This window comes from Bacillus sp. cl95 (assembly GCF_900115925.1).
GTDB lineage: Bacteria > Bacillota > Bacilli > Bacillales > Cytobacillaceae > Neobacillus_A.
The window spans coordinates 236,099-262,373 of the sequence record NZ_FOYF01000004.1; the positions used below are offsets into that span (position 1 = coordinate 236,099).

A 26,275-nucleotide genomic window follows, 5' to 3' on the forward strand; every position below is an offset into this window, starting at 1 on the left:
TCTATACAATTTGTTTTTTTAATAACGCTCCAAAGCCATTGGCATCAATAGGTTTACTTAAGAATTGCTTCTAGAATTCTTCTTCTACAATACCATCAAAATAATATGTAAGATTACCGTAATATCATCCAAAAAAAGGGCCGATACCAAGTACAAAAAATGCACATGATATCTGCCCTTTTAATGATCGTTATGCTCTTGTCTGTTGTACGGCTTGAATACCCTTTCCTGCAATAGTTCCCCATTCCTGCTGGCGTAATCTTACTTCAAAGAGTGTCAGTGGATCGGTATACACTTCAGGATTTTTACGCATTTTGGCAACCGCTTCCTTACTTTCTTCGATTTCATTTTGAGCATCCATTACAGTTTCGTTTAGAACCATTAACGGATTTTTGAAGAAAAGAGCTACATCTCTCACCAATGATTTTTCGAACAGTTCAAATTGCTTAAAGAAATTGTTCAAGACGATTTGTGTTGTTTCTCGATATTCTTCCGTTTCCACATACGTTTTGTATTTATGATGCAGCATCGATTTATTTTGCGGCAATGCCCCAAATAGTTTTCCTGCACTTTTTAGAAGAAACTGTTGAGGTGTGAATTTCATCAGGATATTTATATCCTCCATATGAACACCGGTTGTCATACGACCTGCGTCACGACGCCAATCTTCAAGGACCCGGAAGTCGCAGTCAAGAAGAATTCTTTCCTCTCCGTACATGGAATTAAAGCCATCCGACATTTCATCCAAATAATTTTGGCTCTCGGAAAATTCTTCATGCGTTCGCGCAATCCACTCTTCAAGTTGCTGATGGAACTTAGGTAATACTGTCTCGTGGATGTAATCATGAATCCGTCTATTCATTTCTTTATTTAACTCAACATGAATTTTACCAAAATCACTGTCTTCATTAATCTGTGAGGATGTATCTTTTAACAGAGCCGGAATGCTTTCCTCCAGATCCTGTTTGATTTCTTCCTTAATCTTTTGATAAGAGGTTTTAACAACTTTAGCTTTTTCTGATTCAATATCGCCTAATTGGTTAATGGCCCCATTAAGCTTGACAGTCATTTCCTCGTGCCACTGAATCGAATCTACAAGGCTGTTTTCTAATTCGATACGGTTTTGGAGTAAGTTCGAAATCGTCTTTCTGATAAACACCAACATTTTATCGGTGCGATTTTCCTTTAAGTCTCCTGCACTAAAGCTTGACTGAATAAAATCCGATAAGTCAACAAGCTGTTCTTGGCTTTCGTAATTCGCTGAGAAAGCATAGATTTTTGCATTTGGAAAGTAAGAATTGATCCTTGACCAAGTCTGGTCAACCATTTGATTGACCGTTTTGTCACTGTTCATGCCATCCACATTATTAAGAATGAAATGTATCGGAATTTCAGGTGCCTGTTCCCTTAATTGAACGAGTAACTCATGCTCATTCTCATCAAAAGGCTGATTTGCATTTAGAACGAACAATAAACTGTCTGCTAGATGGAAATACTTGAAAAGGTCATTTCTTGATTGACTCGTTCCGTTAACACTCGGCGTATCCATAATCGCAATCGCATTTTCATACAAGAACGGACTTGGCATTTGAAACTCTATGATATTCCCTTCTCTTTGACGTCGTCGTTCCATCATTTCACGATAAGCAGCTAAATCAGCTATTTCTCGAATCTCTGAATCTGCTATTTCACGCATTTCGAAGCGCTGATAATCTTTAAACATGACGGATGTGGAATATGATTCTTCTACTAATTTCCCACCAAGGATTGCATTCACAAACATAGACTTTCCATTTGTATTCGAACCCGCAACCACTACGTGTCTCTTATTCATATCTGCTAATTCGTTAACAATCCATTCAAGACGGTTGCCAACGGCAAATTCATGACCCTTAGCCCAGTTGGCAATCGTTTCAAAAAGAAGAATTGCTTCTTCCATCCCATCAGTTTGATTTTTAGAATGATAGATAAGATTTTCAGAATCAAGTACAATTGGCCCACTTATAGAACTCGGGAACATTTCATTCCAAGCTAGTACAGATGTGGAAGCAAATAAAGCATGTTCCTGATCTGTGATTCTTACCCAATTCGTCAATAAATCAGGAATAATATTTTCAATTTTATAAAGCAGATAATTTCCATTTAGCAAGTCAATATATGTGGCTTGATACTGAGCAGATAGTTCCTTCCAATGTTCTCCACGATCCACTTCAAGCATAAGCATGACACCATTTATCGTTTTTAACCAAGAGAAATATGTTTCTGTATTTCTGTAACGATTCCACAAAGCTACGACCAACTGTTCGAACCGGCTTTGGTCAACTTGACTCAATGTCATTAATGACTCGCTGAAATAATCTGGCTCCTGATGATTGGTATATCCTTTATTCACATATGAAATTAAAATATCAAACCACTGTACGGATTCGGTTCTAACACTTTCTTTGACAGCAAGCTTCACTGCACTATCCCAATCCTTCTGCTCTTCAAAGAAAGATCTCGCAATATCGGTAACATTCGGATAATCTGGATGTAACTCGACGACCTTTTTAATTTCCTTGTCTGCTAGCTCCATCTTTCCTCTTTCGATATACAAAGAAAACAACTGTAAAGCTACCTCTGCCGTAAGTGTTGGGTTATCAGTTAGTACTCCCTTATAAATATCTTCGGCATTGGATAATAGTCCTAGCTCACAATAAGCATCTGCCGTATTTTTTTGGGCCCAAGGCTGTAATTCTCCAACAATATTTTCCCACTTGAATATAGCCGCCTCGTAATCCTTATATTGAAAATACACTTCACCTTGTGCAAATCGTATAACAGATAAGTCTGAAACTTCCTTCAATTGTTCTTGTAAATAAGCTTCTCCTAGCACTGCCATAGGGTGCGTGCCCTGTTGTTCTTCCAATAGCGTTTCATAATAATTTTTTTCAATTAAACATTTATCTAAGTTCATGGATTATCCCCCCACTCATTCATCCAAGTTCAAGTTTATGTGAAAGATTTATATACATTCCAAATAGGATTCGAAAGTATGTTTAGAATTTAGTCCTTATCATTACTATTCTAACAAAGCTTTTTTTACAAAAGATTTCATTTGGGTTTCATTTATAAGACTTGTTCGTAACAAACCCTCTTTTCTTTCTAATTTATTTACCCCTCATCCGAGGATTAAGTCCTAAAACTCATATAAAATTTCTCCTCTTTAGTAGAGATATTTACTGAACTTACTACGACTACGATTGGATGATAGAAGTTTGTTAAACTAAATCAAAGGCCGATTTTCGGATTTACAAGATGTCCATAAAACATTTTTGAAATTCAACAGAGCCCATTAGAAAAGTAGATTACATCTACTATGAAGGGGAATAATGATGGCAGTGAGGTGAAACGGATGCTTTACTTAGACAACAAACATCATCCGAAGAAGAATGCAAAACTGATTTCTCGATTAGCCGAAAAAAGACTAGAAATGCGACACGCCCTTCAAGAAACCGATCGCCTATTTGAGGATTGTGCGCTGAATTCTGACTTGAGCATTTTGCAAAAGAATCGGCTTCTTCCCTTTGGACACCCTCTTGTTGGGATCACCCGACTATTTTTAACTCGAAAAATATCAGAACCAATTGCGAGCTACGACACATGTGTCAATGAAACCGGACTCGTCTATCCTGGCTGGAAAGAACAGTTGGATAATGAGTATACTCATCTGCTTGATCAAATAGAGCGCGAGGTGAATGTAGCAGATTTTGGTGCAGTAGGCGACGGGATAACTGACAATACAGAAGCATTTAAAAGGGCCATTGGGAATGGAAGGGTGAAGATATGTATTCCTGCTGGTGTCTTTATTACTAAAGGAATCAAGCTACCTTCGTGGACCTGTTTCACCGGCGCCGGGAAAGGAAAGACGGTTCTAAAACTCCATAATAATGCACCAAAAAGAGCATGGCTTCTTACCAATTCCCATCATTGGAGAGGTAATCGAAATATTTTTATCCAAGGAATGAGTTTGGATTGGAATATCGAAAGGCTTGGAATTGTAGAAAAGACAAGCTCTGGCAACAATTTTTCAAGTTGCCTGACGTTTGCCCATGTCATGTATGGCTGGGTGAAGGATGTCGAGGCGATTAACCCCGGTCTTCACTGTTTTGATGTATCATCAAGCTATTATGATTACTCTGGTGACGGCTTTCGTGCTCGTGGGCCAAGTAGATTCATTTGGCTTGATAACTTGAATGGTTCTGGTTTTGGTGACGATGGAATCACAACTCACCATAGTGATAATATTTTCATTTCGAATTGCCATATGTGCGATCCGAGTGGCCGCTCACATAGAAAAGGTTTTTCAAACTCTAACGGAATAGAAATTGACGACGGATCAAGGAACGTCTGGCTGCTAAACAACTCTTCTTCAAGATGTTTTGGAGGAATCGAAATAAAAGCCCATTATAATTCATCAGCAGCATGTAACGTCCAAATCATCGGACATCTTTCTATAAACGATAATCGCTCATACAATTTTCGTCATATCGGACATCATAGCCATACCGATCCCGAGTCAAAAACAGCGTATAACATTAAAGCAACCAATCTAATTGCGATTGCACCTATATTCACTGATTTGTACAAAGAGTCGACACCACGGGCACTGGTCGTATCGGGCTATCGAAATGTAGCCATCAATAACTTTACGATTATCGGCGATCCGAATTACGACTTTCAGCAAAACCCTATTGTGGCGATTCAGTATAGAGCCAAGAACGTAGTACTCAACAATGTCAGTATTAGAGACTTCAAAAATGCAAACACAGATGCTGTAAAAGTATTCGGAGGGCCAAATCGGGCCGAAAATGTAAAAATACAAAACTTGAAAGTCCACGAGATTTAAAAACTGACGAAAAACGCCTCGGCAATTTGCCAAGGCGTTTTGTAACTTTAGACTTTAACTCACTTTCTTCCCAGCCGCTCCAGTTGAAACTAGACGCTTATGGAATCCCTTCATATAAAAAACGATGACAAGAAGAGCAAGCCACATTGGTCCAATCACCAAAGCAATCCTTGTATCAGGATTGTAAGCCATTAAACCGATGACAAATGCTAGAAAAGCAAGTGAAACATACGAAGTCATTGGGAAAAATGGGACTTTATATTTCAGCTGTTTTTGTTCCTCAGTATTTAAACTCTTTCTAAATCGGATTTGTGATAGCAGGATAACACCCCAAGTCCAGATAGCCCCGAAGGTTGCAATGCTCGTTACCCACGTAAATACCTTAGCTGGCACGATATAATTTAAGACAACCCCAACTAAAAGTGCACCTGCGGATGCTAATACTGCCATGCCAGGAACTCCATTTTTCGTCAACTTCCCGAACTTATCTGGTGCTTCTCTATGTTCAGCTAGATTAAACAACATTCTGCCTGTACTGAAAATACCACTATTACATGATGATAATGCGGCTGTCAGAACGACAAAGTTAATAATTCCAGCTGCTCCAGGTATACCAATTTGCTCGAATGTCAAAACAAATGGACTTCCCTTTGTCCCAATTTCTTCCCACGGATAAATGGACATGATGACAAACAATGCCCCAACATAGAAAATAAGGATACGCCAGAAAACCGAATCAATCGCTTTTGAGAGTGATTTTTCTGGATTCTTAACTTCACCGGCTGTTACACCGATCATTTCAATGCCTAGGTAGGCGAACATGACCATTTGTAAAGATAAGAGCACTCCCTTGATCCCATTCGGGAAGAAGCCTCCATTATTCCAAAGGTTACTGATTCCTGTTGCAATTCCACCATTTCCAATACCAAAAATAATCATACCCAAACCGACTACAATCATCAGGACAATGGTAACAATCTTAATAAGTGCAAACCAGAACTCTAACTACCCATATGCTTTTACTGCCAAGAAATTAACGGTTGTCATGATGACAAGAGCCGCCAATGCCCAAATCCAGCGTGGAACATCCGGGAACCAATATTCCATGTAAATAGCAACTGCCGTAATTTCCGCCATGCATGTAACAACCCATAAAAACCAATAATTCCAACCTGTTATGTATCCTGCTAATGGACCTAAGTAATCGCGGGCATACTTACTGAAAGAACCTGCGACAGGCTTTTGAATCGCCATCTCTCCAAGTGCTCTCATAATAAAGAACATGATTAAACCACTCACTGCGTACCCAAGCAAAATCCCTGGACCAGCCATCTTAATGGCTGTTGCTGAACCAAGGAACAATCCAACCCCAATGGCTGCTCCTAATGACATGAGGGTAATATGTCTTTCTTCCAAACCGCGGTGCAATTCTTTAGCGTTTGATTTGTTCTCCATCCTGTTTCCCCCTGTTGAACACTTTAGTGAATTTTCAGACAATTATATCGATATATAACTTTAACGTTACCTCCTTTACACCTTTTCTTGATTTTTCAAACCTTAGTCACTATCAGTATATTATGAAAGCTCTTTCAAAATACCTTTTCAACAGTTTAACATGTTTTCTGATATAGAAAATGGGGAAATTTGCTTAAATCAAGAATCGTCCGATTAACATAGAAAATATATAATCTATATGAAAAACGCCCCAAGTCCTCACTAATATTGTAAGGTCTAGGGCTCTAGTAATAGAATTTATGAATCGAGTAATATGGTCTAATTCAATTTAGTCATTCAGCATAGCTTTTTTTCTATGATATGAGATCAAATGATAATACAAGATAGTCGCAATTTGCGAGCCGATGTAATAAGTAAAAGCTAAGGGAAATGTAAATTCCTTATATTTAAATAAATGAAACTGATGCGTTATCCATTCAAAACCAAGAGCTAAGCCGGAACATCCAAAGATATACACAACCAGCTTAAATCCTTTAAATCTATACATATCATATAGATAAATAAAGAAATATCCAAATGGAGCGTACATGGCATAAGAAAGTAAATCAAAGAGCTCAAAAGCCTCTGAATCATAGACATCATATAAATCTATATCTGGTGCTGACAGAAACTTATCGGTCAGCCGAGCTGTCGTAATTGGAAATAAAAATAGTAAAATGGCGATGCTGAATGGAAAACGTTTCGGGATTATTTTATACAAAAAAATGCAGACAACCAGGAGAATCAGAAAAAACCATTCATTTTCATCGAATGACTTAGGTAGGGGTAGTGCTTTCATGTTTCACTACTCCTTCTTTTATTAATACTTGACGGTATTTCTTTTTCACATAGAGTAAAAAGAAAAAAGTAGCTGCATGTAATAAATTTGCCCATATAATCCACCCCTTCTTAAAGGAAACTACCTGAAGAAAAAACGTCATGCCGTCTAACATATTTAAGACCGACAAATAACCGAGAAAAGACCATATAAAGTTTGATGTACTCTTTGCCTTGCCAGCCAGGAAAGAAATAAACAGCAAAGCAACTAACGTCTTATCGATGATTTCCACCACTTTGAAAACATTATGGTGATGCTTATTCACCTTCATCCAATGAAGATCATCAGAAAAAATTGAAATATAACAGGAGAAAATGAAACTACAGATAAGGGCAATATAAATTTGTTCCAGAGCATTGATATGTTTTTGAATAGAAAAATAATAAGTGGCCAATAGCAACGTTAATGTAACAATGATTATTTCTGGCATACACCTACTCCTTATCATAAATCCAACTATCTCTTTATGATTACCAGATGAATACTAATTTATTTTCCAAAAAACTCATAATTTATGACACATTCCGCATTGCAAATATTTGTGATATGATAGGAATGTTTTAATATCTTTTCTATATTGAATAGAGGTCAGTTAAATATTGAAAAAATTGAATATTATAATAATATATGTGATTTTGAGTGTAATTTGGATTTTAGGAACAAACTACCTCCTTGAACAATTTACACCTTCTCCATTCATTCATTTAATAAGCCGTGTTAAAGAAATTTTTTACGTCGTTTTGACTGGTTGGTTTATTTACTACTCTTTAAAAAAGACAGAAGAGTTAAACGCTTCAAAAATAGAGGAGCAACGATTGTCGACACTTATCAATTCCATGGTCGACTTTGTCAATTTTAAAGACGGTGACGGCCGCTGGATTGAAGCGAACGAATTTGGATTGAAATTGTTTCAACTCGAAAATGTGGACTATCGTGGGAAAACTGATTCGGAGCTAGCGGAATATTCAGAGTTTTACGCTGAAGCGTTAAGATACTGTGAGACTTCTGATGAAGTTGCTTGGAAAAACGGAGAAATAACAAGAGTAGAAGAAAGTATTCCGTTGCCCGATGGGACGTTAAAGACCTTTGACACGATTAAGGTTCCACTTTTCCATCCAGATGGCAGTAGGAAGGGACTTGTCATTATCGGACGTGATATCACAGAAAGAATTAGAATTGAAAAATTGCTTGAAGAAAGTAAACATCAATACAATTCATTGTTTGAATACACGCCTGATGTCGTCTATATGCTCGACTTGGAAGGAAATATCACAAACTTGAATCCTCAGTTCGAACTTGTAACAGGTTTTACAGTAGAAGGTTGCGTGGGCAGGAATATCCATGATATTTTACCTGTCACATATAAGGAAACATTCATAGAGAATCTTCAAAAGGTGCTAACTAAGAAAGCACCGCAACACTTTGAAATGGAAATCCAACATGCAAGTGGACGACCAATCATGGTAGAGTGTATTTCTCTTCCTATCGTTGCAGACGGTAAAGTCAATGGCATCATTGGTTACGCCAAAGACCTAACTCTCTTAAGGCAAACGGAAGAGCGCCTTAGAAGAACTGAAAAACTATCGGTTGTAGGGGAATTGTCTGCAAGTGTTGCCCATGAAATCAGAAATCCTCTGACATCATTAAAAGGTTTTGTTCAAATTTTAAGTGTCGAAGATGAGCGACATCAGTTCTACTATCAAATCATGCTTGATGAACTGGATCGCATTAACCATATTGTAAGTGAATTATTGCTCTTGGCAAAACCGCAGAAACTTCAATATGCAAAAGCTGATCTTCAAAACATCCTGTATACGGTCATATCATTGTTGAAAACAGAAGCAACTTTGTATAATGTTGAAATTGATTTCAAGTATCCCGAAGAATATGTTTGGATCGAATGCGAATCAAACCAGCTTAAGCAACTATTCATTAATATTATCAAGAATGCAATCGAAGCGTCTCCAAGTGGCTCAAACGTCGCCATTACACTTAAAAAACCAAGCGCTGATGAGGTTTCTATCACGATCAAAGACAGCGGCTACGGGATTTCTGAAGAATTCTTAAAACGAATTGGTGAACCATTCTATTCCTCCAAAGAAAAAGGTACAGGATTAGGTCTAACAGTTAGCCAAAAAATCGTCGAAGCCCATCATGGAACGATGAAATTTTCAAGTAAGATGGATGAAGGAACTGAAGTATTGATTACACTCCCCGTTTCAAAAAAGGAAGCGACAGAATGATATCTCTATAAATAGCAAAAAGCCTTGGATGATTTTGAAATCTCTCCAAGGCTTTTAATTTATTTTCGTTTTAAACGATATCCAATATACAGAATGACAAACCAAACGGGTGCTACGAATATTGCTGCCCTCATTCCTTCGATATAAGCCATCAACACAATGATTAAAGCAAGAAAAGCTAAGGCGAAATAAGATGTGTACGGGAAAAATGGCATTCTGAATGAAAGTTGTTTCTTTTCCTCACTTGTCTTGGATTTCCTAAACTTCATTTGAGTCAGAAGGATGATTGTCCAGCTTGTAACAACCGCTACTATTGCGACCGAAGATATATAAAGGAATACTTTTTCCGGTACAAAATAATTCAACACTACCGCTACTAGCAAAAACATCGAAGAAAATAGGATGGCACGACTTGGAGTGTTATTTTTGTTAAGTTTGCCAAAATACTTAGGACCGTTATTTTGAAGCGCTAAGTTATAAAGCATCCTACCTGTACTGAACATACCACTATTAAAAGCAGAAAGCGCCGCTGTAAGAACAACAAAATTGATAATATGAGCCGCCCCAGGGATACCGATTTGATCGAATACTAATACAAAGGGACTTCCTTCGGTTCCAATTTTGTTCCACGGGTACAAAATCATCATGATGCCTAATGATCCTATATAAAAAATAAGGATACGCCAAATTACATTATTAATGGCCGAAGGAATCGATTTTTTCGGATTCTCTGCCTCCCCTGCAGTGATTCCTATTAGTTCAACTCCGCCAAAAGAGAACATGACCATAACAAGAGATAATAATAGACCTTCTATTCCGTTTGGCATGAAACCACCGTGGATCCAAAGGTTTTCAAATCCGATGGCTTCCCCACCATTACCAATACCAAAGAAAATCATTCCTAGCCCGCCAATGATTAATCCGATGATAGCTACCACCTTAATCATCGCAAACCAGAATTCAAACTCTCCGAAGGCTTTTACGTTCAACAGATTTACGCCAGTAATGATAACTAAAGCCACCAAAGCAGATACCCACTGAGGAATATCTGGATACCAGTAGTTCACATAAACTCCGACAACCGTAATCTCGGCCATACCCACAACGACCCACATGAACCAATAAGTCCAGCCAGTTAAGTAACCAGCAAATGGGCCTAAATAACGGTTGGCATAGGAACTGAATGAACCTGAAACCGGCTCAGCCACTGCCATTTCACCTAACGCCCTCATAATTGTAAAAATAACGATACCGCCTATAAGGTAGGCGATCAAAATCGACGGCCCCGCCATCTGAATGGTTGAACTTGAACCATAAAAAAGCCCGACCCCAATCGCTCCTCCAAGAGCGATTAACTGAATATGCCTATTGCTCAGTCCTCTTTGCAGTTCTTCGGTTTCCCGACTATTTTTCCCCATTTCTCATTCACACTCCTAAACCAATCATCTCCTTAGAAATGATCGATACTACTAAAATCTATATTTTTGCATTGTATCGTTATTTTCACCAAGAATACAACAATAATTTTTGAAATATAAGAAAAAAGCGGAAACGCCCATGAAAGCCCCACAAGCATAAGACGAATCACGCAGTTCATCCTCGAAAATCCTCATGATGCTATCGCATCATTTCGTGCGATGTGAATTCATGGAAGCTTTCCTTGTGCTATCGCTTTTTCTTCGTGAGATGATTACGCCGACGAAGCGTTCCTTGTCCTGATTTCTGAAATGATTTGGCTTATGAACAAGGTTGTTTCGGTTTTAGGAAACAACCCCGAGGGCCTGGGCGTTGGAGCTAGATTATTATAGACTTTCTCAAAAGAAACCTTCAAAGTTTAATTGCTAATTATGTTAAAAAGAAAAATAGCAGAGGAATCCCTCTGCCATCAACAAGAACTCTACATCTTTATTTTTCCGATAAAATTTCAGCTTTATCCCCTGTTTTTACACCGGCAGCATTTGCTTCATCTGTATCGATGTGCATATCTAGCGCGAACGATTCTTTTACTCTTATTAGCACGTTATCAAATATCAGTCCGCGTGGTCCTGATGTTTTTACACTTACATACTCGCCATTCTTTACCCCAAACTTTTCAGCATCAGAGGGTGTCATATGAATATGTCGTTCTGCAACAATCACACCTTCTGTCAATTCTAGTTCACCATTTGGTCCAATCAATTTGATACCAGGGGTACCTTCAATATTACCCGAAGATCTTAGTGGAGCTTTCACACCAATCGAAAAAGAATCTGTCAGTGAAATTTCCAACTGTGAGAAATTCCTCATCGGCCCAAGAACCCTTACTTTAGGAAACTCCCCCTTTGGTCCAACAACTCTAACCGTTTCATTGGCGGCAAATTCACCTGGCTGAGACAAATCCTTCATGTTTGTCAGTTCATAACCTCCACCAAACAAAACATCTACATGTTCTCTTTTCAGATGAATGTGTCTACTAGAAACGCCTAATGGAATCAACATTTCATCACCTTCCTTCTATGTAATCTCGTCTTATTTGTTCCCTCTAAAAAAAAATCTACACCCTAAAAATTCAGATTATTTATGGTAATATGAAAATACTAGCTCTTTTCTAAAAGATTGTTGTGAAGGCAAACCATTAATAAAGAAGTTGATTAGAGCGGAGGGCGCTTGACTCCTCGAAAATCCTCATGATGCTATCGCATCATTTCGTGCGATGTGAATTCATGGAAGCTTTCCTTGTGCTACCGCCTTTTCTTCGTGCGTGGGTTATTTCGAGGAAGATCATCAATGTCCTGGGGGATTAGCGTTTAAGAAGAGACCCTCCGCAGGAGCGATAGCGACGAGGAGGCTCGACGAACGCCCCCAAGACGAATTTGCTTATTCGTACCGGAAAGCAAGCGACTAGAGCGGAAATCAACAGGCAATATTAACAGTGTCATTTATTAAGTTGCACAATTTTTTATTAATAGAGTCAACTAATAAAAGGGAGTTGAAAAGGTTGAAGAAAGAGATTATTGATAGACTTACCTCCTATGTAATGATTGATACACAGTCCAATGAAAACAGTGAAACCTGCCCATCAACAAAAGGACAGCTTACTCTTGCTAATATCCTTGTAGAAGAATTAAAGTCCATTGGCATGTCAGAAGTGACAATGGATGAAAATGGCTACGTGATGGCAACATTACCTTCCAATACAGGTAAGGATGTTCCAACAATTGGTTTCTTAGCACATGTTGATACAGCAACTGATTTTACTGGTACGAATGTTAAACCACAAATCGTTGAGAACTATGATGGAAAAGACATTGTCTTAAATGAAAACCTACATATTGTCATGAGCGTGAATGACTTTCCTCAATTGACAAATTATAAGGGTCACACATTGATTACAACAGATGGTACCACCCTACTCGGAGCAGATAACAAAGCTGGCATCGCCGAAATCATGACGGCAATGGCTTATTTGATTCAGCATCCAGAAATTAAGCACGGCAAGATTCGCATTGCTTTTACACCTGACGAAGAAATTGGTCGTGGCCCTCACAAATTCGATGTTGCAGCCTTTAATGCAAAGTATGCCTATACAATGGATGGAGGTCCTCTTGGTGAGCTTGAATACGAAAGCTTCAACGCTGCAGGAGCGAAGCTTACATTCAACGGAACCAATATTCATCCCGGCACTGCAAAAGGAAAAATGGTGAATTCAGCGAAAATTGCTATGGAATTTAACAGTCGTTTGCCTGTTGAAGAAGCACCTGAATCAACAGAAGGTTATGAAGGTTTTTATCACCTTAGCTCCATCAATGGAGATGTTGAGAAAACTACTCTCCAATACATCATCCGAGATTTTGATAAAGAAAGCTTTGCCGCAAGAAAAGCAACTTTCGAACGTCTTGTCGAGGAACTAAAGGAGAAGTATGGTCAGGATCGCATCGTACTTGAGATGAAAGATCAGTACTACAACATGCGTGAAAAAATTGAGCCTGTGATGGAAATTGTGGATATTGCACATGAAGCAATGGAGAAGCTTGATATTAAGCCAATCATCAAACCCATTCGCGGTGGTACAGATGGTTCCCAACTTTCTTATATGGGACTTCCTACACCGAATATTTTCACTGGCGGAGAAAACTATCACGGTAAATATGAATTTATCTCTGTTGATAACATGATTAAAGCTACGAACGTCATTATTGAAGTCGTACAGTTGTTTGAAGAAAGAGCATAACAAATAAGGGTCAGCTTCGGCTGACCCTTTTATCGTTTAAATTTTTTCATGGTCTAACAACCACTGCTTACGGTCAAGGCCGCCAGCGTAGCCGGTCAATGTTTTGTTTGCACCAATCACCCGATGGCACGGAACAACAATGCTAATCAAATTTTTGCTATTGGCATTGCCGACTGCACGTGTCGCTTTTTCATTACCTAATGCTGTCGCCAATTGTTTATAGGACCATGTCTCTCCATAGGGAATCTTGGTTAAGCCTTCCCAAACACTCTTTTGAAAAATCGTCCCACCAAACGATAACGGTAAATCGAAGTCTCGTCTTTCCCCTTTAAAGTAATCGTCAAATTGCTTCAAGGCTTTATCCACAAGCGGGTGTGAATCTTCCTCAAATTGTCTCTCTGTCACAAACAACGCTGAAACAAGTGCTTCATCTGTGCAAATAATTTCTAATAACCCAATCGGCGAATCATAATAACCATAATATCGATCAGTCATAAAGCCACCTCCATAAGTAAAATGCTGCATAGGATTCCCAGCCTGTCCAGTTCTTTGCTAACACCTGAATTTCAGGGATAGAAGGTTTCTTATCGAGTCCTAAGATTCCTTTTAATGCGTTGTGGATTCCAACATCAGCAATTGGAAAGGCACAGTTTAGGTTGAAGCTCTTCATGATTGTATAGTCTGCTGTCCAGTGTCCGATTCCTCTAATTGATACAAGGTGATTTAACAGCACGTGATAGTCTTTTTCAGTTAAAAGCTCTTTCTTATTTAACTCTCCGCTTACGAATAACTTCGCAATTCCTATCACATATTCTGCTTTTCTTGTTGTGAATTGGAGCTTCTTTAGATCTTCTATCTCAAGTTCTGCAATGACATGTGGATGAGGAAATGAATAATAATCTACTCCCTCATAACTTACCTTATCCCCGTACGATTCTACAAGTCTTCTTTTTAAAGTATAAGCAAACTTAAGATTAATCTGTTGACCAATAACTGCCCAAGTTAAACACTCAAACAAATCATTAATTTTAATGATACGTAAACCACGATATTTTTCAACGAGCGCATGAAGAATAGGATCATTGTTGGCAAGCTCATAAAAAGGATTTAAATCAGTTTGCAAGTCAAACATATCAACAACGTATTTCGCAATGAGGGCTCTCCCCCATTTAGGAGGAACATCATTAACAAATTCAACATGAAGATGATGAGAAACATGATTTATTTTCAGCAGGACGTTGTAATCCTCAATCTGTACAAGTTTATATATTTTTTCTCCGACTACTTGATGAAGGCATTCTTGGTCAGAGCGATTCAAATAAACAAGACACTCTGCGAAATTAAAATCAGGTGCTGTGGAAATCTCAATATGATTTTTTAGATTCTTCCACTGAATGTGGATGGTTTGTGGAAAACATTTTTTACACGGTCTATAACCAGCTGCTTCTGCTTCATTGTGATTATCAAAAAATTCAACGTTCTCGAAGTTAGGAATTCTAGCTGGACAAGATGGTACGCAATATATCTTTGTTGTTTTTACTGCGGTGTAAAATCTACCATTATACTCTTTATTCTTTTGTAGAATTTGCTTGTACATCATTGCCTTATCCACTTACCACACCACTCTTCAGTTAAGATTCTCTTAATAATTATTAAAACATATTTAATTTTATTTAGGAGAAGAATTAACGTATAATCGAAGCTATGACATCAGGACAAAGGAGGAGGTTCCTTTGCTAACAAAAGCTGAACAGTTTATTGACACGTGCTATAAGGAGCTCGGCAAGTCACAACAGGACATTGATGTCCGCATGATAGAAATTACAGACGAAATAGCCACGAAAGGCTTTTATGAACATACTTTCGAAGAACTTGAACATGGCGCAAAAATGGCTTGGAGGAACAGTAACCGTTGTATTGGAAGATTATTTTGGGAAAGCTTGACTGTTTTTGATAAGCGTCACTTAATGGAAACTTCTGAAGTCGAATCGGCACTCCGTGACCACGTCGCATTCGCTACGAACAATGGGCAGCTTCGTCCGACGATTACGATATTTAAACCGAAACTTTCTTCTGAGAATCAGATTCGCATTCTAAATCATCAACTCATCCGATATGCTGGGTACGAGACGGCGGAAGGAACGATCGGTGATCCTGCTTCGATCGCTTTTACAAAGAAATGTGTCGAACTAGGTTGGAAAGGGAATTTCGGCAACTTTGACGTGTTGCCTGTAGTTTTCCAAATCGACAACGGCCCTGCTCATCTCTTCGAATTAGGAGAAGATTCTGTCCTAGAAGTTCCACTTACCCATCCCCGTCATCCTTGGTTCGAGGAATTGAATCTCAAGTGGTATGCTGTTCCGATCATTTCAGATATGAAACTTGAAATAGGTGGAATCGAATACACGGCTGCTCCATTCAACGGATGGTACATGGGCACTGAAATTGGAGCACGCAATTTTGCGGATGTTTATCGATACAACATGCTCCCAACGATCGGCGAGGGACTTGGTCTTGACACAAGCAGAAATTCCACGCTTTGGAAGGACTATGCTTTGGTAGAATTGAATGCAGCCGTTCTTCATTCCTACAAGGAACATGGAGTTAGCATCGTCGATCATCACACTGCCGCACAGCAATTCAAACTTTTTGAACAACGTGAACAAACATGTGGCCGCGAACTCACCGGCGATTGGGACTGGCTCATTCCACCGATTTCCCCTGCTGCCACCCATATCTTCCACAAAGGATATAAAAACAAGATTGTAACGCCTAACTTCTTTTATCAATAAGGAATGTGAAAAACATCCTGTACCTATAAAGATCCCCCTGATTGCTAATCCAACTAACAATCAGGGGGATTTTATTTCAGTCCTTATTTGAAAATGAAACGCCACACATTGCTGTTCACGATTTGATTTGCTAAGGGAACACATTTAAAATCGAATCAGCAAACCAAAGTTATTTCCGCCAAAAAGTTGAACAATCTGCCTTATCCAAAATATTATACTCAATCATTTTCTCAAGTAAGGAGAAATCAACCGGACTTCCCCATTTAAAACGTATCAACTGCTTGGTGTGATCATGGCCAGCCTGTACAATTTCATCAGAAAAATGAATCATCCCTGCCCTTTCAGGGGCAACAGCCAAATGATGTTTGGCAACGCTAAATCCAATAATAAAAGTGCCGTGATCGGTAAACATAGGTTGATTCCACGCAATTTTCGGTATTAAATTCGGGTATTTCTCAGTTACCCAAGCCAAAACTTCTTCCGTTCGGGCCCGATGTTGCGGGTTATCAATAGCCGCTAAATATTCTGCAAAAACTTCCATGTTGGCCTCCTAAAATAAAAATTTATGTCATTCAGAGAAATTCCTCATACCCATTCGTTTGTAGCATTTTAAACTTCTACAAATAATACTCAAACTCCTTCTTCCATAAAACTGACCGTTTTTGGAACAAGAATAAGAGTTACCACAGCACCCTTCTAGATATCAAACCCAAATTTGTACAATAACATTATCTCTCTAACATTTGACACAAGGTTACGCCTTTATAATAGAGTACATTTTTAAATCATGATGTACGCCTTTTACAAACATCGCTTTTCTGAGAATCCCTTCATATTCCATTCCAGTCTTCTCCATAACTCTCTCAGATCCTATGTTTTCTACAAAACACCTAGCTTGGATTCGGACAAGATCCATGTTCTTAAATCCGAAATCGATGATGGCTCGAGCCGCTTCTGTCGTAATACCTTTCCCCCAATAGGAAGGATTTAGAACATAACCAATCTCTGCGGAATGATGCTGAGGATGCCACCATACAAAATCGATGGTTCCTATGATCTTACCAGTCTCTTTCTCTTCCATTCCCCATGGTGCAACTTTTTGCTGTTCATATTGATTTAAGGCAAACTCCAAGAAACGTTTTGTATCTTCCAGAGTTTGATGCGTTTCCCATGTAACGTATTTTGTCACTTCATCTTTGGAGGCATATGCAAACATATCCTCTAAGTCGTCCATCGTTAATTTTCTTAAAATAAGCCTCTCTGTTTCGAGCGTTGGCAAGTCGGCATAAATCTCTTCTACTTTCATCATTCCACCACTTTTTAGAAAATATTGTTAATCTATTATATAAAATTTTCTAGAGTTTTCCATGTATGATTTAATATTTAACCTTTTAATTTACTTTACATATTTGGAAGTTTAAAAAGTTTTTAGAAAGGAACAAGTAAGAAGAGAGGAATTTATCTTTAATAGGAGGAATCTGAATGTTTCTTGATAGTTTTGTAAACCAAAAAATCCAAGTAAAGCTAAAAAATTTCCCTGAGGATCTAACAGGCTCCATCACCGGGATTTACAAGCCAGACCAATGGTATTTAGTGAAGTTGATTCACCATGAAAGCATGGGAATCTGGGTAGAGAATCCTTGTTATAAGAGGACAATGGTAGAAGAAGAGGATGGGACGGCTATCCCTGCTGAACAACAAGTAGAAAAAACTTGTACAACCAATTTGCTGATCCGATGGGAATATATCAGTTCGGTTATTACTTTTCCAAACGAAACAACGCTTGGAGTAGACAAGAAAGCACACCTTATCGGGTTCCAGCCAGACTTAGATTAGTAGTAAAATATAAAATTGAGCATGCCCATATCTACTACGGGCATGCTCTTTCTACATTTCTCTTATTTTTTTCAAAGGGAGAATTTTTGCATCCTTCTCGATCTTTTTTAAATATGCGTACCAATATGCCATTGCAATAAACACACTGCCTCCAACGGCATTACCTAAGAAGACAGGAACAAAATTTAAGAAGTATTCCGTCCAAGTGAAATGTCCCGCAAAGATTGCTGCTGGGATGACAAACATGTTGGCAACGACGTGTTGAAAACCTATTGCCACAAACGTCATCGTAGGAAACCAAATGCCGGCAATCTTTCCAACCATATCTTCAGATCCATATGATAACCAAACTGCTGCAGCAACGAGCCAATTACAACCTATCCCTGATAAGAACGCTTGAAGGAACGTTGCTTCTAATTTATGTTCTGCGATGCTAAGGGTTTTTTCCAAAAAATCACCTGATTCGGTTAATCCGACAAGATGACCAAAAACATATGCGATGAACAAAGCTCCCGCAAAATTGCTCACGGTAATTAAACTCCAATTTTTCAAAATTTGACCTACCTTAATCTGCTTGGAAATTCTCGCTAGTGGGACAGCCATCATGTTACCGGTCAGCAGTTCTCCACCAGCCAACAATGTCAGAATGAGGCCAATTGGAAAAACAGAAGCCCCGATTAGACTACTGAACCCTTCAAATTGATCTGATAAGGGTGCTGTGACTCTTATGGACAACAGGTAACCTAAAGCGATAAAGGCACCCGCTTGAAATCCTAATATGAGAGTTTGTAAGATTGGATACTTCGTTTTCTTCACACCATTCCGAATAGTAATACTCAAAATTTCCTCTGGATTGTAAATGGCCAAGATGATCAAGTCCTTTCAAAATTATTCCCTTTTATGTGAACTTTTTCACATACAACTTTATTTTTATTGTACCTCAACTCTTTAGGATTTCTTGTGAACATTTTCGAACGATTATTAAAGCGATTTCATTTTACTTCATCCGTCGCTGGCCGTTAGAAAAGCTCTATAAACTTGTCTATTGATTTCCGCTCCAATCAACCATGTGAAAAAATCATGAATGTACTTAAACATAGCCGCTATGAACAATCACTTGAGAGTCGAGTCAATCAACGAGCACTCAATCCCTTTACTATGTTAAAATCGTGAAGGAGCTTTTTACAAAGGAGATTACTATGCTAAAGTTTAAGCAACTACTCTTATTTTCACTCGTATTCATCGTCTTTAACGGCTTATTATTTTATATCGGCTGGAATGGCTGGGTGTTTCTTTCCACAGCCTTCGGTTTTCAAACGCTTTGGTTATACAGTATATTGATTGCCGTGTTGTCGTACGCCTTTATCATCGGCAGGGCTTCTAAACGATTATCCGTATTCACAAGCCTCAGTTATTTATGGTTCGGCGTCATTCAGTATGGTCTCATCCTCTTGCCATTAGCGAATATCATTTTCTTCTTGCTAACGCTGACTTCCATACCAAAAGAAACCGCGATTCTTTCGGTTGGTACGGTAACTGGCCTGATTTTTATCGGAATTTACCTATTCGGACTTTTCAACGCATATATGCCTGTAGTGAGAAAACATGAGATCACCGTTCCAAAGAAGAAAGGTAATTTGGATAAGCTTAGAATTGCCGTCGCTTCCGACATGCATTTTGGCAGATTATCCGGTCGTTCACATTTGCGGAGGTTAGTCCGAAAGATGAACGACATCAAACCTGATCTCATCCTTCTTCCAGGTGATATTATTGATGACGAACCTGAGCCTTTCATTGAGAAAAACATGGGTGCTCTTATGGGCGAGTTGGAGGCACCATTAGGCATTTTCGGGGTTCTCGGCAACCATGAATATTACGGAGGAAAGATTCCACAATTCGTTGAGGAAATGAAGAAGATTGATATAGACATCATGATGGATGATATCTTAAAAATTGAAGACAGTTTCTACCTTGTTGGCAGAAAAGACCGCACGGACAAGTATAGAAAACCAATCAGTGAGTTGATAGAATCATTAGACCTTTCTTATCCTATCATTGCCATGGACCATCAGCCATATGAGCTCAAACAAGCTCAGGAAAGTGGTGTTGATATTCTTCTATCCGGACACACTCATCGTGGACAAATGGCTCCCAACCACTTCATCACGAAAAAAATGTACGAACTCGATTGGGGTTATTTAAAAAAAGAACAGCTTCACGCTTTTGTATCATCTGGTTTCGGATTTTGGGGACCACCGTTAAGGATTGGCAGCCGTTCGGAGATCCTGCAAATTGATGTTACATTTACAAATTCTTGATTTTAGTTGATAAAGGTTCTGACTCTCACATGGAGACAGAACCCTTTTTATTAACAAAGACAAGTTTTCTTCTTAACGCCTATCTTTGACCTTTCTTCCATCTTACGAATATACTCGGTCGCCAGTGGTACTTTACATGCTGTATTGCCAACATTGACATGAACTTTACCAATCGCCGCTGCCACTTTCTTGGCTTCTTCGTGCAATGCTTCCACGTATCCTCCGACACAAATAACGAACGTATTCATGGAATAGCGGACCCGATTCTGTCCCGTATGAATCGTAGTTTCGACTCTTTGCAATAATTCCTTGATTTCAGCCAAATCCAATTTTTCGTCAGGAGTGATCGTGATGTAATTCGCATAGGTGTTCCAGCCGGCAGTAGCAATCATTTCACTTTCTGAATTCATCCATTCCCTAGCAAGTTCCAGAGCATGATTACTTTCAGCCGCAACCCCAGCAACCGTATATTCAGCAAGCATATACCAATTGGCGCTTTTCACCCATTCCTGTAGCGTTTCTTTTTCCACGAGCTTTGGATTAATGGACAAACCCGCTAAATACATGGCATCGTGATTACCGGTATCATAAAGTCTTAACGCTAAATCATGATCCTTTTTCACAAATTTGACGAGTTTTTTTAAATCTCCTATCTTCACACCATAGAAGGAGCCTTTCGCCCCATGGTTCAAATAAGTGTTCTTCGTTTGCTCGGTTCCAAGTTCCTCTAGGTTCTTCATGATTTCCTCAAAAGTCATCTTCACAACTCCTTACCAATTCCTCTTATATTCAAGTATTAGCGGAAACGAGCCGCCTAAACGTTAGACAGCTCACTCCACACCTTCATTAACATCATTCGATTTTAACCTTGGCATTCCCTTCAATCCAAGTCGGGAAAAATCTCAACTCCAGGGATATAGGGTTCTTTTGATTGGGCAAGTTGGGAATGATAACGCCCATTTCCTCCATCCCCTTTTCACCCATGTTGCTAGAAAATGATTCGTTATAATTTATCTCATTTCCGTTCCCATCTAAAATTTTTCCAAAAGGAAAATAACTATGTTCCTGTCCAGAATCCAACACAAAGGTCACATTATTTCCATCTACTCTTACTTCCTTCAGAAGATTTCCATCAGGTTGCTTGAGAATTTGTTCCTTCACTGTATCGACTGAGACATATAATTGATCTTTATCAACGGCCTGAACCTTATTGAATACGAGGTATAATTCTTTTGGTTCCCTGAAGTAGTTACTTTGCAAGTAAATGATTGTTTCATCAGCAGAAATCTCAGAAGCACTAAATCCGTTGGTGATTTTCCCCCAAGTCTCACCATTTTCATCGACAAGGCGAAGGTCTTCGATTTCCAAGATCTTTTTTGTATTTTTAGCATCCATCTTTACATGGATAGCTGCTCTTAAAGGTGATATCTTTACGTCTGATATTTTTATTATTTGTTTTTCTATTACAACAGTCTTATTTACATCGTAGTTTTTTGTCACTTGAACTTTCTTTAAATGAATTGGGATGCTGAATTTTTCTTCACCACTTCCTTTTACTTCTAATTCCAGTTTGAATTGTCGGGACTCAATTGGCTTTTCAAAATAATACTCTAATGTGCCACTGTGAGAGGTCTTCCCTTCTTCGGAGTAGTCATCGTTTCCATAAAAGATTCCTGGGTTCAGTTGCTCACCATCGAGGCTGATAATGTTGGCACTTTCAATACGCAGCTCCTTTTTCCTTTCATTCGAATGGAGCGTATAAAATACAACCAGACCTTGCTCATCAGCAATGACTCCATCAATGATTACTTTGGTTCCATTTTTCTCTTTAGAAATATCGAGCTTTTGATAATAATCATGTTCAATCGCTGATAAAAGTCCTTTATTATCTGAGATGAGTTCGACGATTTTTTCCATGCCCGGAAGTGTTGATACATATCCAGCGAATGCAGGTGACATCCGAATAGATGACGCAAACCCTATGAGAAGCAATGCGGCCACCGTAAAGGATACTAGCCATTTTTTCACCCGAGGTTTCTTTATTTTTTCTGCTTTTGCTTTTTGAAAACCTGCAAAAATAGCATCGTCCAATGCGCTTTCTGGTATGGAAATATGCTCATAGGAATTCTTATATTCGTTAAGTTTTTCTTCCTCATTTCTATACATTGAGATTCCCACCTTTTTCACCAAGTTTTTCCCGCAGTGATTTCAATGCTTTATTTAACCAGGTCTTGATAGTACCTTCAGGACAATCTAACGTTTTGGCAATGTCCTTTATCTTGAGATCATGAAAATATTTAAGCGTCAGAATTTCGCGTGACCTTTCATCCAATCCTTGCATCGCATCCTTTATCTCCATTTCCATGTGAGTTTCTGATACTGGCTGAGATTGAATCATTTCTTCCACAAACATAAGCCTCTTTTTCTTTTTCAGAAAATCGTTACAGTAGTTAATCATAATTCGAATTAACCAAGTCTTAATAAAAGAAGCATCTCTCACCGTATGAATTTTTTTATAAGCTCGGTACGTCACTTCCTGGATTGCTTCGAGCGCCTCTCCTTCGTTCCTAAGATAAGAAAGCGCCGTTTTATATAAATCAATTTTGTACAAATGGATTAGTTTCAAAAAAGCTTCATCATCACCATTGATTGCTTGCTCGGCTAATCTCTCCTCTTCTTGCATCACCTTGCCCCCTTGCTTTCAGCTACTATTTATATATTAGACCTTTGAACGACTAAAAGGTTTTGATTATTTGTAAAAAAATTACTAAATCGTTAAAAGCTTAGGATTTTACATTAACTCCCTCACACCTACCTAAATCAGCATATATCCAAATTCTTTTCATAGACATTTACTTAGCGGCTGTAGTAGCATGGAAAAGGATTTGGATATTATTTGAAAATGTTAGGAGAATCATATGTTAAGAAACTGGAAGACTATTTTAATGCTCGCCATTCCTTCGATTGCCTCTTTTGCATCGATGACGGTTACGGGCATGATCAATCTCATCATGGTAGGAAAATTAGGCGCCCTTTCCATCGCGATTGTCGGCGTATCAAATATAGTTATGTATAACTCGTGGGCACTGTTTTCGGGAATTGGCCACACAGTTAACTATCTTGTTGCTCAAAGTTTTGGTTCCAACGATTTAAAAAAAGGTGTCGAGCGAACTTATATTGCTTTAATTCTCAGTGTGTTGGCAGGAATCTTTACACTATTCGTTGGTTTATTCGGCTCTGAATGGATACTGAAAATCCTTGGAAGTCATCAAGAGATGATACAGGAGGGTGAAGGATATTTAAGAATTCGTTTCATGGCGATGGTATTTTCCATTATGACCTTTACCTTGCATGGATTTTTCCGAGGTATCGGCAATACGAAAACACCAATGATGACCTCGTTAACCGGAAACGCTGTCATGATTTTTTTCACCTATGCACTCACATACGGAAACTTTGGCTTCCCAAAATTAGGGTTAACAGGTGCAGCCATTGCCCTGCTTATCGGGGAGGCAACTGTCTTAACTTTAATTGCTTTGGCTTATTTACGGGAACTTAATAGTCGCTTTGGATTTATCCCTAAGCTGAAGCTTCACCTTTCAGAAGCAAAACTGATGCTAAAAGAGAGCTTCAAGCTTGGAACTCAGGAATTCTCCAAAAGCATGGCGATGTTTGTTTTTACCGCGTTTGTCACTCGCCTCGGTACGCACGCGCTTGCCGCAAATGAAATCGCCTTAAGCATCATGAGCTTCGGCTTCATGCCTGCTGCTGCATTTGGCTCGACGGCCACGATCTTGGTCGGTCAAGAAATCGGTAAGAATCAGCCCGCCACAGCCAGAAAAATGGGAACAGAAACAGCCATCATGGGTAGTATCTTCTTGCTTATTCTTGGTTCAGTAGAGTTCTTCTTTGCCGAGTCAATCGCAAAAATATACACTGATGATCCACTGGTTTATCAACTCACCGCAAAGTTGATCATGATTTCTGCATTTATGCAGATTTTAGATGGATTCTTTAATTTCTTCGGTGGAGGATTACGAGGAATTGGCGATACAACCTTCTTACTAAGGACATCACTATTGCTTGCCTGGGGTTTCTTCGTTCCACTGACTTATTTGATGGTGTTTGTATTTGATTTTTCAAGCTACGGTGCGTGGCTTGCACTGTATACGTATCTAGGATTATTTGGGGTAGTGTTATTAGTCCGATTCTATCGCAAGGATTGGAACACAATCAGACTGACTGTAGCTGAAAAAACAGCGTAAAACCAAAGGGGGCACCGCTTCAAATGAAGTGGTGCCCCCTTCTTCTTATACTTAGGCTGCCGAGACATGGTCTTCCTTCTTTTCTTTTGAGAAAAACCAGCCTCCTGCTGCAATCAGCAGTAGAACCGTATAGAACGTGATTTTCCAAGCAGGCGATTTTGCAAAGCCCTCTGATAATACGGCCAGTTCAGGATGGGATAAAGTATACACTGACAGCTTTACGCCTACCCAACCAACAATTAGGAAGGCTGCGATTTCCAATCCAGGCTTCTTTTGCAAAAGATCTACGAAGAAGTTTGCTGCAAAACGCATGATGATGACTCCGATGATACCACCAGCAAAAATAACAAGGAACTTGCCTCCATCAAGACCGCCAATCTGTGGCAGGTTTGTATTTGGCAACGCAACAGCAAGTGCAACGGCTGCAAGGATGGAGTCGACGGCAAACGCAATGTCAGCCACTTCGACTTTTAGGACAGTTGCCCAAAAACTTGATGCCTTCTTGTCCGTTTCCTCAACAACTTTTTCGCCACTTTTATGAATGATTATTTTTCGCACGATGTGGTTAATCGCGATGAAAAATAGATATAACGCTCCAATCGCCTGTACTTGCCAAACGTCTACAAGGAATGAGATAACAAAGAGCGATAAAAAGCGGAACACAAACGCACCCGCAAGCCCATAAAACAATGCACGTTTCCGATCATCTTCTGGCAGATGCTTGACCATAATCGCCAAAACAAGTGCATTATCGGCTGCTAATAAACCCTCAATAGCAATTAATAATAATAGTACCCAACCGTATTCTAGCAAGATAGAAACTTCCATTTATATTCCTCCTTATCTATAATCGAGCAACCCGTATTTTTCCTTTAGTGGTGCAGGAGCCATTTTAACCATTCTTTCAAGAACAAAGCCTGCAATCACGACATCGTCAATTATTCCGAAAAAAGTGAGGAAATCTGGAATCAAATCAAACGGGAAAAAAGCATAAGTGGAAACCATTAGTATCCCTAATGCTTTTTTCTCTAAGGGCACTTCCCCTGATGTAAAAAAGTCTTTTACGAACGGGATTGATTTTCTAAATTTCAATATGAATTTTAGTCTTTTAAAAGTTTTAAACATTACTTCACCCTCTATTCTTTTGAACATGACTGGAAAAACCCTTGAATCGTCGTAACGATATTGCTTTGCAAACGCGGAGGATTTTTCACCTCCAGAGTAGCGGTCGCCGCTACTTGGTTATGCAATACCGTTACAAACGTAAAGGTTAAAAACAAATGACGAAACAAGCTTAATTTCAATTAAAATCGATTCTCCTTATGAATTGGATTCAATCTTGGATAAGAAGCCGATTTTTTTACACGACAAGTCGCCCTTTCAGTTTATTA

The 26,275-nt window shown here is 38.9% G+C and carries 23 protein-coding genes and 1 pseudogene; 7 read left to right on the forward strand and 17 right to left on the reverse strand.

Annotation, left to right across the window (positions count from 1 at the left end; genetic code table 11):
- Positions 1 to 190: 190 nt before the first annotated feature.
- Positions 191 to 2,956: a dynamin family protein gene (locus BMZ31_RS13220; RefSeq protein ID WP_090832228.1), complete on the reverse strand. Its 2,766-nt coding sequence runs from the start codon at positions 2,954 to 2,956 to the stop codon at positions 191 to 193.
- Positions 2,957 to 3,358: 402 nt separating this feature from the next.
- On the opposite strand from BMZ31_RS13220, the gene BMZ31_RS13225 reads away from it, so the two are divergent.
- Entirely contained in the window at positions 3,359 to 4,888 is a 1,530-nt protein-coding gene (locus tag BMZ31_RS13225; RefSeq protein WP_254778805.1) for a glycoside hydrolase family 55 protein, read from the forward strand.
- Positions 4,889 to 4,942: 54 nt separating this feature from the next.
- On the opposite strand, the pseudogene alaP reads toward BMZ31_RS13225, so the two are convergent.
- The 3 genes and pseudogenes from alaP to BMZ31_RS13240 all read right to left on the reverse strand — a co-directional run bounded on the left by alaP (position 4,943) and on the right by BMZ31_RS13240 (position 7,650).
- Positions 4,943 to 6,343: pseudogene (gene alaP / locus BMZ31_RS13230) on the reverse strand (alanine permease AlaP).
- Between the two features lie 328 nt (positions 6,344 to 6,671).
- The gene (locus BMZ31_RS13235) at positions 6,672 to 7,181 is read right to left on the reverse strand and encodes a hypothetical protein (protein ID WP_090832230.1); all 510 of its coding nucleotides are present in this window, start codon (positions 7,179 to 7,181) and stop codon (positions 6,672 to 6,674) included.
- On the reverse strand, positions 7,159 to 7,650 hold the full coding sequence (locus BMZ31_RS13240; protein ID WP_090832231.1) for a hypothetical protein: 492 nt from the start codon (positions 7,648 to 7,650) through the stop codon (positions 7,159 to 7,161). The genes BMZ31_RS13235 and BMZ31_RS13240 overlap by 23 nt, the downstream gene beginning before the upstream one ends.
- A gap of 199 nt (positions 7,651 to 7,849) precedes the next feature.
- Here BMZ31_RS13240 and BMZ31_RS13245 point away from each other — a divergent pair, with 199 nt between their 5' ends.
- A complete protein-coding gene (locus tag BMZ31_RS13245) occupies positions 7,850 to 9,463 on the forward strand; it encodes a PAS domain S-box protein (RefSeq protein ID WP_254778807.1) in 1,614 nt (537 codons plus the stop codon).
- Between the two features lie 59 nt (positions 9,464 to 9,522).
- Here the strand turns inward: BMZ31_RS13245 and BMZ31_RS13250 are convergent, their stop codons facing one another.
- Entirely contained in the window at positions 9,523 to 10,881 is a 1,359-nt protein-coding gene (locus BMZ31_RS13250) for an amino acid permease (protein ID WP_090832233.1), read from the reverse strand.
- A 487-nt stretch (positions 10,882 to 11,368) separates the two neighbouring features.
- Positions 11,369 to 11,941 carry a phosphate propanoyltransferase gene (locus tag BMZ31_RS13255; RefSeq protein ID WP_090832234.1) on the reverse strand — a complete coding sequence of 191 codons (573 nt, stop codon included), beginning with the start codon at positions 11,939 to 11,941 and terminating at the stop codon, positions 11,369 to 11,371.
- Between the two features lie 499 nt (positions 11,942 to 12,440).
- On the opposite strand from BMZ31_RS13255, the gene pepT reads away from it, so the two are divergent.
- On the forward strand, positions 12,441 to 13,673 hold the full coding sequence (gene pepT / locus BMZ31_RS13260) for a peptidase T (RefSeq protein WP_090832235.1): 1,233 nt from the start codon (positions 12,441 to 12,443) through the stop codon (positions 13,671 to 13,673).
- Positions 13,674 to 13,709: 36 nt separating this feature from the next.
- On the opposite strand, the gene BMZ31_RS13265 is transcribed toward pepT, so the two are convergent.
- Positions 13,710 to 14,168 carry a methylated-DNA--[protein]-cysteine S-methyltransferase gene (locus BMZ31_RS13265; protein ID WP_090832236.1) on the reverse strand — a complete coding sequence of 153 codons (459 nt, stop codon included), beginning with the start codon at positions 14,166 to 14,168 and terminating at the stop codon, positions 13,710 to 13,712.
- Positions 14,161 to 15,273 (reverse strand): Ada metal-binding domain-containing protein, encoded by a 1,113-nt coding sequence (locus tag BMZ31_RS13270; RefSeq protein WP_090832237.1) that lies wholly within the window; start codon positions 15,271 to 15,273, stop codon positions 14,161 to 14,163. Before BMZ31_RS13270 ends, BMZ31_RS13265 begins: the two co-directional genes overlap by 8 nt.
- Positions 15,274 to 15,406: 133 nt before the next feature.
- Between BMZ31_RS13270 and BMZ31_RS13275 the strand changes: the two genes are divergently transcribed.
- A complete protein-coding gene (locus BMZ31_RS13275; RefSeq protein ID WP_090832238.1) occupies positions 15,407 to 16,465 on the forward strand; it encodes a nitric oxide synthase oxygenase in 1,059 nt (352 codons plus the stop codon).
- A gap of 169 nt (positions 16,466 to 16,634) precedes the next feature.
- Here the strand turns inward: BMZ31_RS13275 and BMZ31_RS13280 are convergent, their stop codons facing one another.
- Positions 16,635 to 17,006, reverse strand: coding sequence for an iron chaperone (locus BMZ31_RS13280; RefSeq protein ID WP_090832239.1), 372 nt, complete (start codon positions 17,004 to 17,006; stop codon positions 16,635 to 16,637).
- A 213-nt stretch (positions 17,007 to 17,219) separates the two neighbouring features.
- A complete protein-coding gene (locus BMZ31_RS13285; RefSeq protein ID WP_090832240.1) occupies positions 17,220 to 17,771 on the reverse strand; it encodes a GNAT family N-acetyltransferase in 552 nt (183 codons plus the stop codon).
- A 176-nt stretch (positions 17,772 to 17,947) separates the two neighbouring features.
- Here BMZ31_RS13285 and BMZ31_RS13290 point away from each other — a divergent pair, with 176 nt between their 5' ends.
- The gene (locus BMZ31_RS13290) at positions 17,948 to 18,301 is read left to right on the forward strand and encodes a hypothetical protein (protein ID WP_090832241.1); all 354 of its coding nucleotides are present in this window, start codon (positions 17,948 to 17,950) and stop codon (positions 18,299 to 18,301) included.
- A 51-nt stretch (positions 18,302 to 18,352) separates the two neighbouring features.
- Here the strand turns inward: BMZ31_RS13290 and BMZ31_RS13295 are convergent, their stop codons facing one another.
- Positions 18,353 to 19,168 (reverse strand): formate/nitrite transporter family protein, encoded by an 816-nt coding sequence (locus BMZ31_RS13295; protein ID WP_090832242.1) that lies wholly within the window; start codon positions 19,166 to 19,168, stop codon positions 18,353 to 18,355.
- A 332-nt stretch (positions 19,169 to 19,500) separates the two neighbouring features.
- Here BMZ31_RS13295 and BMZ31_RS13300 point away from each other — a divergent pair, with 332 nt between their 5' ends.
- Positions 19,501 to 20,619: a metallophosphoesterase gene (locus BMZ31_RS13300; RefSeq protein WP_090832243.1), complete on the forward strand. Its 1,119-nt coding sequence runs from the start codon at positions 19,501 to 19,503 to the stop codon at positions 20,617 to 20,619.
- A gap of 50 nt (positions 20,620 to 20,669) precedes the next feature.
- Here BMZ31_RS13300 and BMZ31_RS13305 read toward each other — a convergent pair whose 3' ends face one another.
- The 3 genes from BMZ31_RS13305 to BMZ31_RS13315 form a co-directional block, all read right to left on the reverse strand.
- Positions 20,670 to 21,377: a DNA alkylation repair protein gene (locus BMZ31_RS13305; protein ID WP_090832244.1), complete on the reverse strand. Its 708-nt coding sequence runs from the start codon at positions 21,375 to 21,377 to the stop codon at positions 20,670 to 20,672.
- Between the two features lie 94 nt (positions 21,378 to 21,471).
- Positions 21,472 to 22,785 (reverse strand): DUF4179 domain-containing protein, encoded by a 1,314-nt coding sequence (locus BMZ31_RS13310; RefSeq protein ID WP_090832245.1) that lies wholly within the window; start codon positions 22,783 to 22,785, stop codon positions 21,472 to 21,474.
- Positions 22,778 to 23,302 carry a sigma-70 family RNA polymerase sigma factor gene (locus BMZ31_RS13315; RefSeq protein WP_090832246.1) on the reverse strand — a complete coding sequence of 175 codons (525 nt, stop codon included), beginning with the start codon at positions 23,300 to 23,302 and terminating at the stop codon, positions 22,778 to 22,780. Before BMZ31_RS13315 ends, BMZ31_RS13310 begins: the two co-directional genes overlap by 8 nt.
- Positions 23,303 to 23,537: 235 nt before the next feature.
- Here BMZ31_RS13315 and BMZ31_RS13320 point away from each other — a divergent pair, with 235 nt between their 5' ends.
- On the forward strand, positions 23,538 to 24,884 hold the full coding sequence (locus BMZ31_RS13320) for an MATE family efflux transporter (protein WP_090832247.1): 1,347 nt from the start codon (positions 23,538 to 23,540) through the stop codon (positions 24,882 to 24,884).
- Between the two features lie 51 nt (positions 24,885 to 24,935).
- On the opposite strand, the gene BMZ31_RS13325 is transcribed toward BMZ31_RS13320, so the two are convergent.
- From BMZ31_RS13325 to BMZ31_RS20395, 3 genes are read right to left on the reverse strand one after another with little or no spacing between them, the layout of a single operon-like run.
- Positions 24,936 to 25,712 carry a TerC family protein gene (locus tag BMZ31_RS13325; protein ID WP_090832248.1) on the reverse strand — a complete coding sequence of 259 codons (777 nt, stop codon included), beginning with the start codon at positions 25,710 to 25,712 and terminating at the stop codon, positions 24,936 to 24,938.
- Between the two features lie 12 nt (positions 25,713 to 25,724).
- Complete coding sequence (locus tag BMZ31_RS13330) at positions 25,725 to 26,009, reverse strand: YkvA family protein (protein WP_090832249.1); 285 nt, start codon at positions 26,007 to 26,009, stop codon at positions 25,725 to 25,727.
- Between the two features lie 11 nt (positions 26,010 to 26,020).
- Positions 26,021 to 26,188 (reverse strand): hypothetical protein, encoded by a 168-nt coding sequence (locus BMZ31_RS20395; RefSeq protein WP_175478106.1) that lies wholly within the window; start codon positions 26,186 to 26,188, stop codon positions 26,021 to 26,023.
- Positions 26,189 to 26,275 lie beyond the last annotated feature (87 nt).

What these genes read in the sequence shown, in the direction of transcription:
- BMZ31_RS13315 (WP_090832246.1), bottom strand. Translation starts at nt 23,302, where the DNA reads ATGCAAGAAGAGGAGAGATTAGCCGAGCAAGCAATCAATGGTGATGAT.
- BMZ31_RS13220 (WP_090832228.1), bottom strand. Translation starts at nt 2,956, where the DNA reads ATGAACTTAGATAAATGTTTAATTGAAAAAAATTATTATGAAACGCTA.
- BMZ31_RS13235 (WP_090832230.1), bottom strand. Translation starts at nt 7,181, where the DNA reads ATGAAAGCACTACCCCTACCTAAGTCATTCGATGAAAATGAATGGTTT.
- BMZ31_RS13300 (WP_090832243.1), top strand. Translation starts at nt 19,501, where the DNA reads ATGCTAAAGTTTAAGCAACTACTCTTATTTTCACTCGTATTCATCGTC.
- BMZ31_RS13310 (WP_090832245.1), bottom strand. Translation starts at nt 22,785, where the DNA reads ATGTATAGAAATGAGGAAGAAAAACTTAACGAATATAAGAATTCCTAT.
- BMZ31_RS13285 (WP_090832240.1), bottom strand. Translation starts at nt 17,771, where the DNA reads ATGAAAGTAGAAGAGATTTATGCCGACTTGCCAACGCTCGAAACAGAG.
- BMZ31_RS13320 (WP_090832247.1), top strand. Translation starts at nt 23,538, where the DNA reads ATGTTAAGAAACTGGAAGACTATTTTAATGCTCGCCATTCCTTCGATT.
- BMZ31_RS13330 (WP_090832249.1), bottom strand. Translation starts at nt 26,009, where the DNA reads ATGTTTAAAACTTTTAAAAGACTAAAATTCATATTGAAATTTAGAAAA.
- BMZ31_RS13255 (WP_090832234.1), bottom strand. Translation starts at nt 11,941, where the DNA reads ATGTTGATTCCATTAGGCGTTTCTAGTAGACACATTCATCTGAAAAGA.
- BMZ31_RS13305 (WP_090832244.1), bottom strand. Translation starts at nt 21,377, where the DNA reads ATGACTTTTGAGGAAATCATGAAGAACCTAGAGGAACTTGGAACCGAG.
- BMZ31_RS13290 (WP_090832241.1), top strand. Translation starts at nt 17,948, where the DNA reads ATGTTTCTTGATAGTTTTGTAAACCAAAAAATCCAAGTAAAGCTAAAA.
- BMZ31_RS13325 (WP_090832248.1), bottom strand. Translation starts at nt 25,712, where the DNA reads ATGGAAGTTTCTATCTTGCTAGAATACGGTTGGGTACTATTATTATTA.
- BMZ31_RS13270 (WP_090832237.1), bottom strand. Translation starts at nt 15,273, where the DNA reads ATGATGTACAAGCAAATTCTACAAAAGAATAAAGAGTATAATGGTAGA.
- BMZ31_RS13225 (WP_254778805.1), top strand. Translation starts at nt 3,359, where the DNA reads ATGAAGGGGAATAATGATGGCAGTGAGGTGAAACGGATGCTTTACTTA.
- BMZ31_RS13280 (WP_090832239.1), bottom strand. Translation starts at nt 17,006, where the DNA reads ATGGAAGTTTTTGCAGAATATTTAGCGGCTATTGATAACCCGCAACAT.
- BMZ31_RS13240 (WP_090832231.1), bottom strand. Translation starts at nt 7,650, where the DNA reads ATGCCAGAAATAATCATTGTTACATTAACGTTGCTATTGGCCACTTAT.
- BMZ31_RS13250 (WP_090832233.1), bottom strand. Translation starts at nt 10,881, where the DNA reads ATGGGGAAAAATAGTCGGGAAACCGAAGAACTGCAAAGAGGACTGAGC.
- BMZ31_RS13265 (WP_090832236.1), bottom strand. Translation starts at nt 14,168, where the DNA reads ATGACTGATCGATATTATGGTTATTATGATTCGCCGATTGGGTTATTA.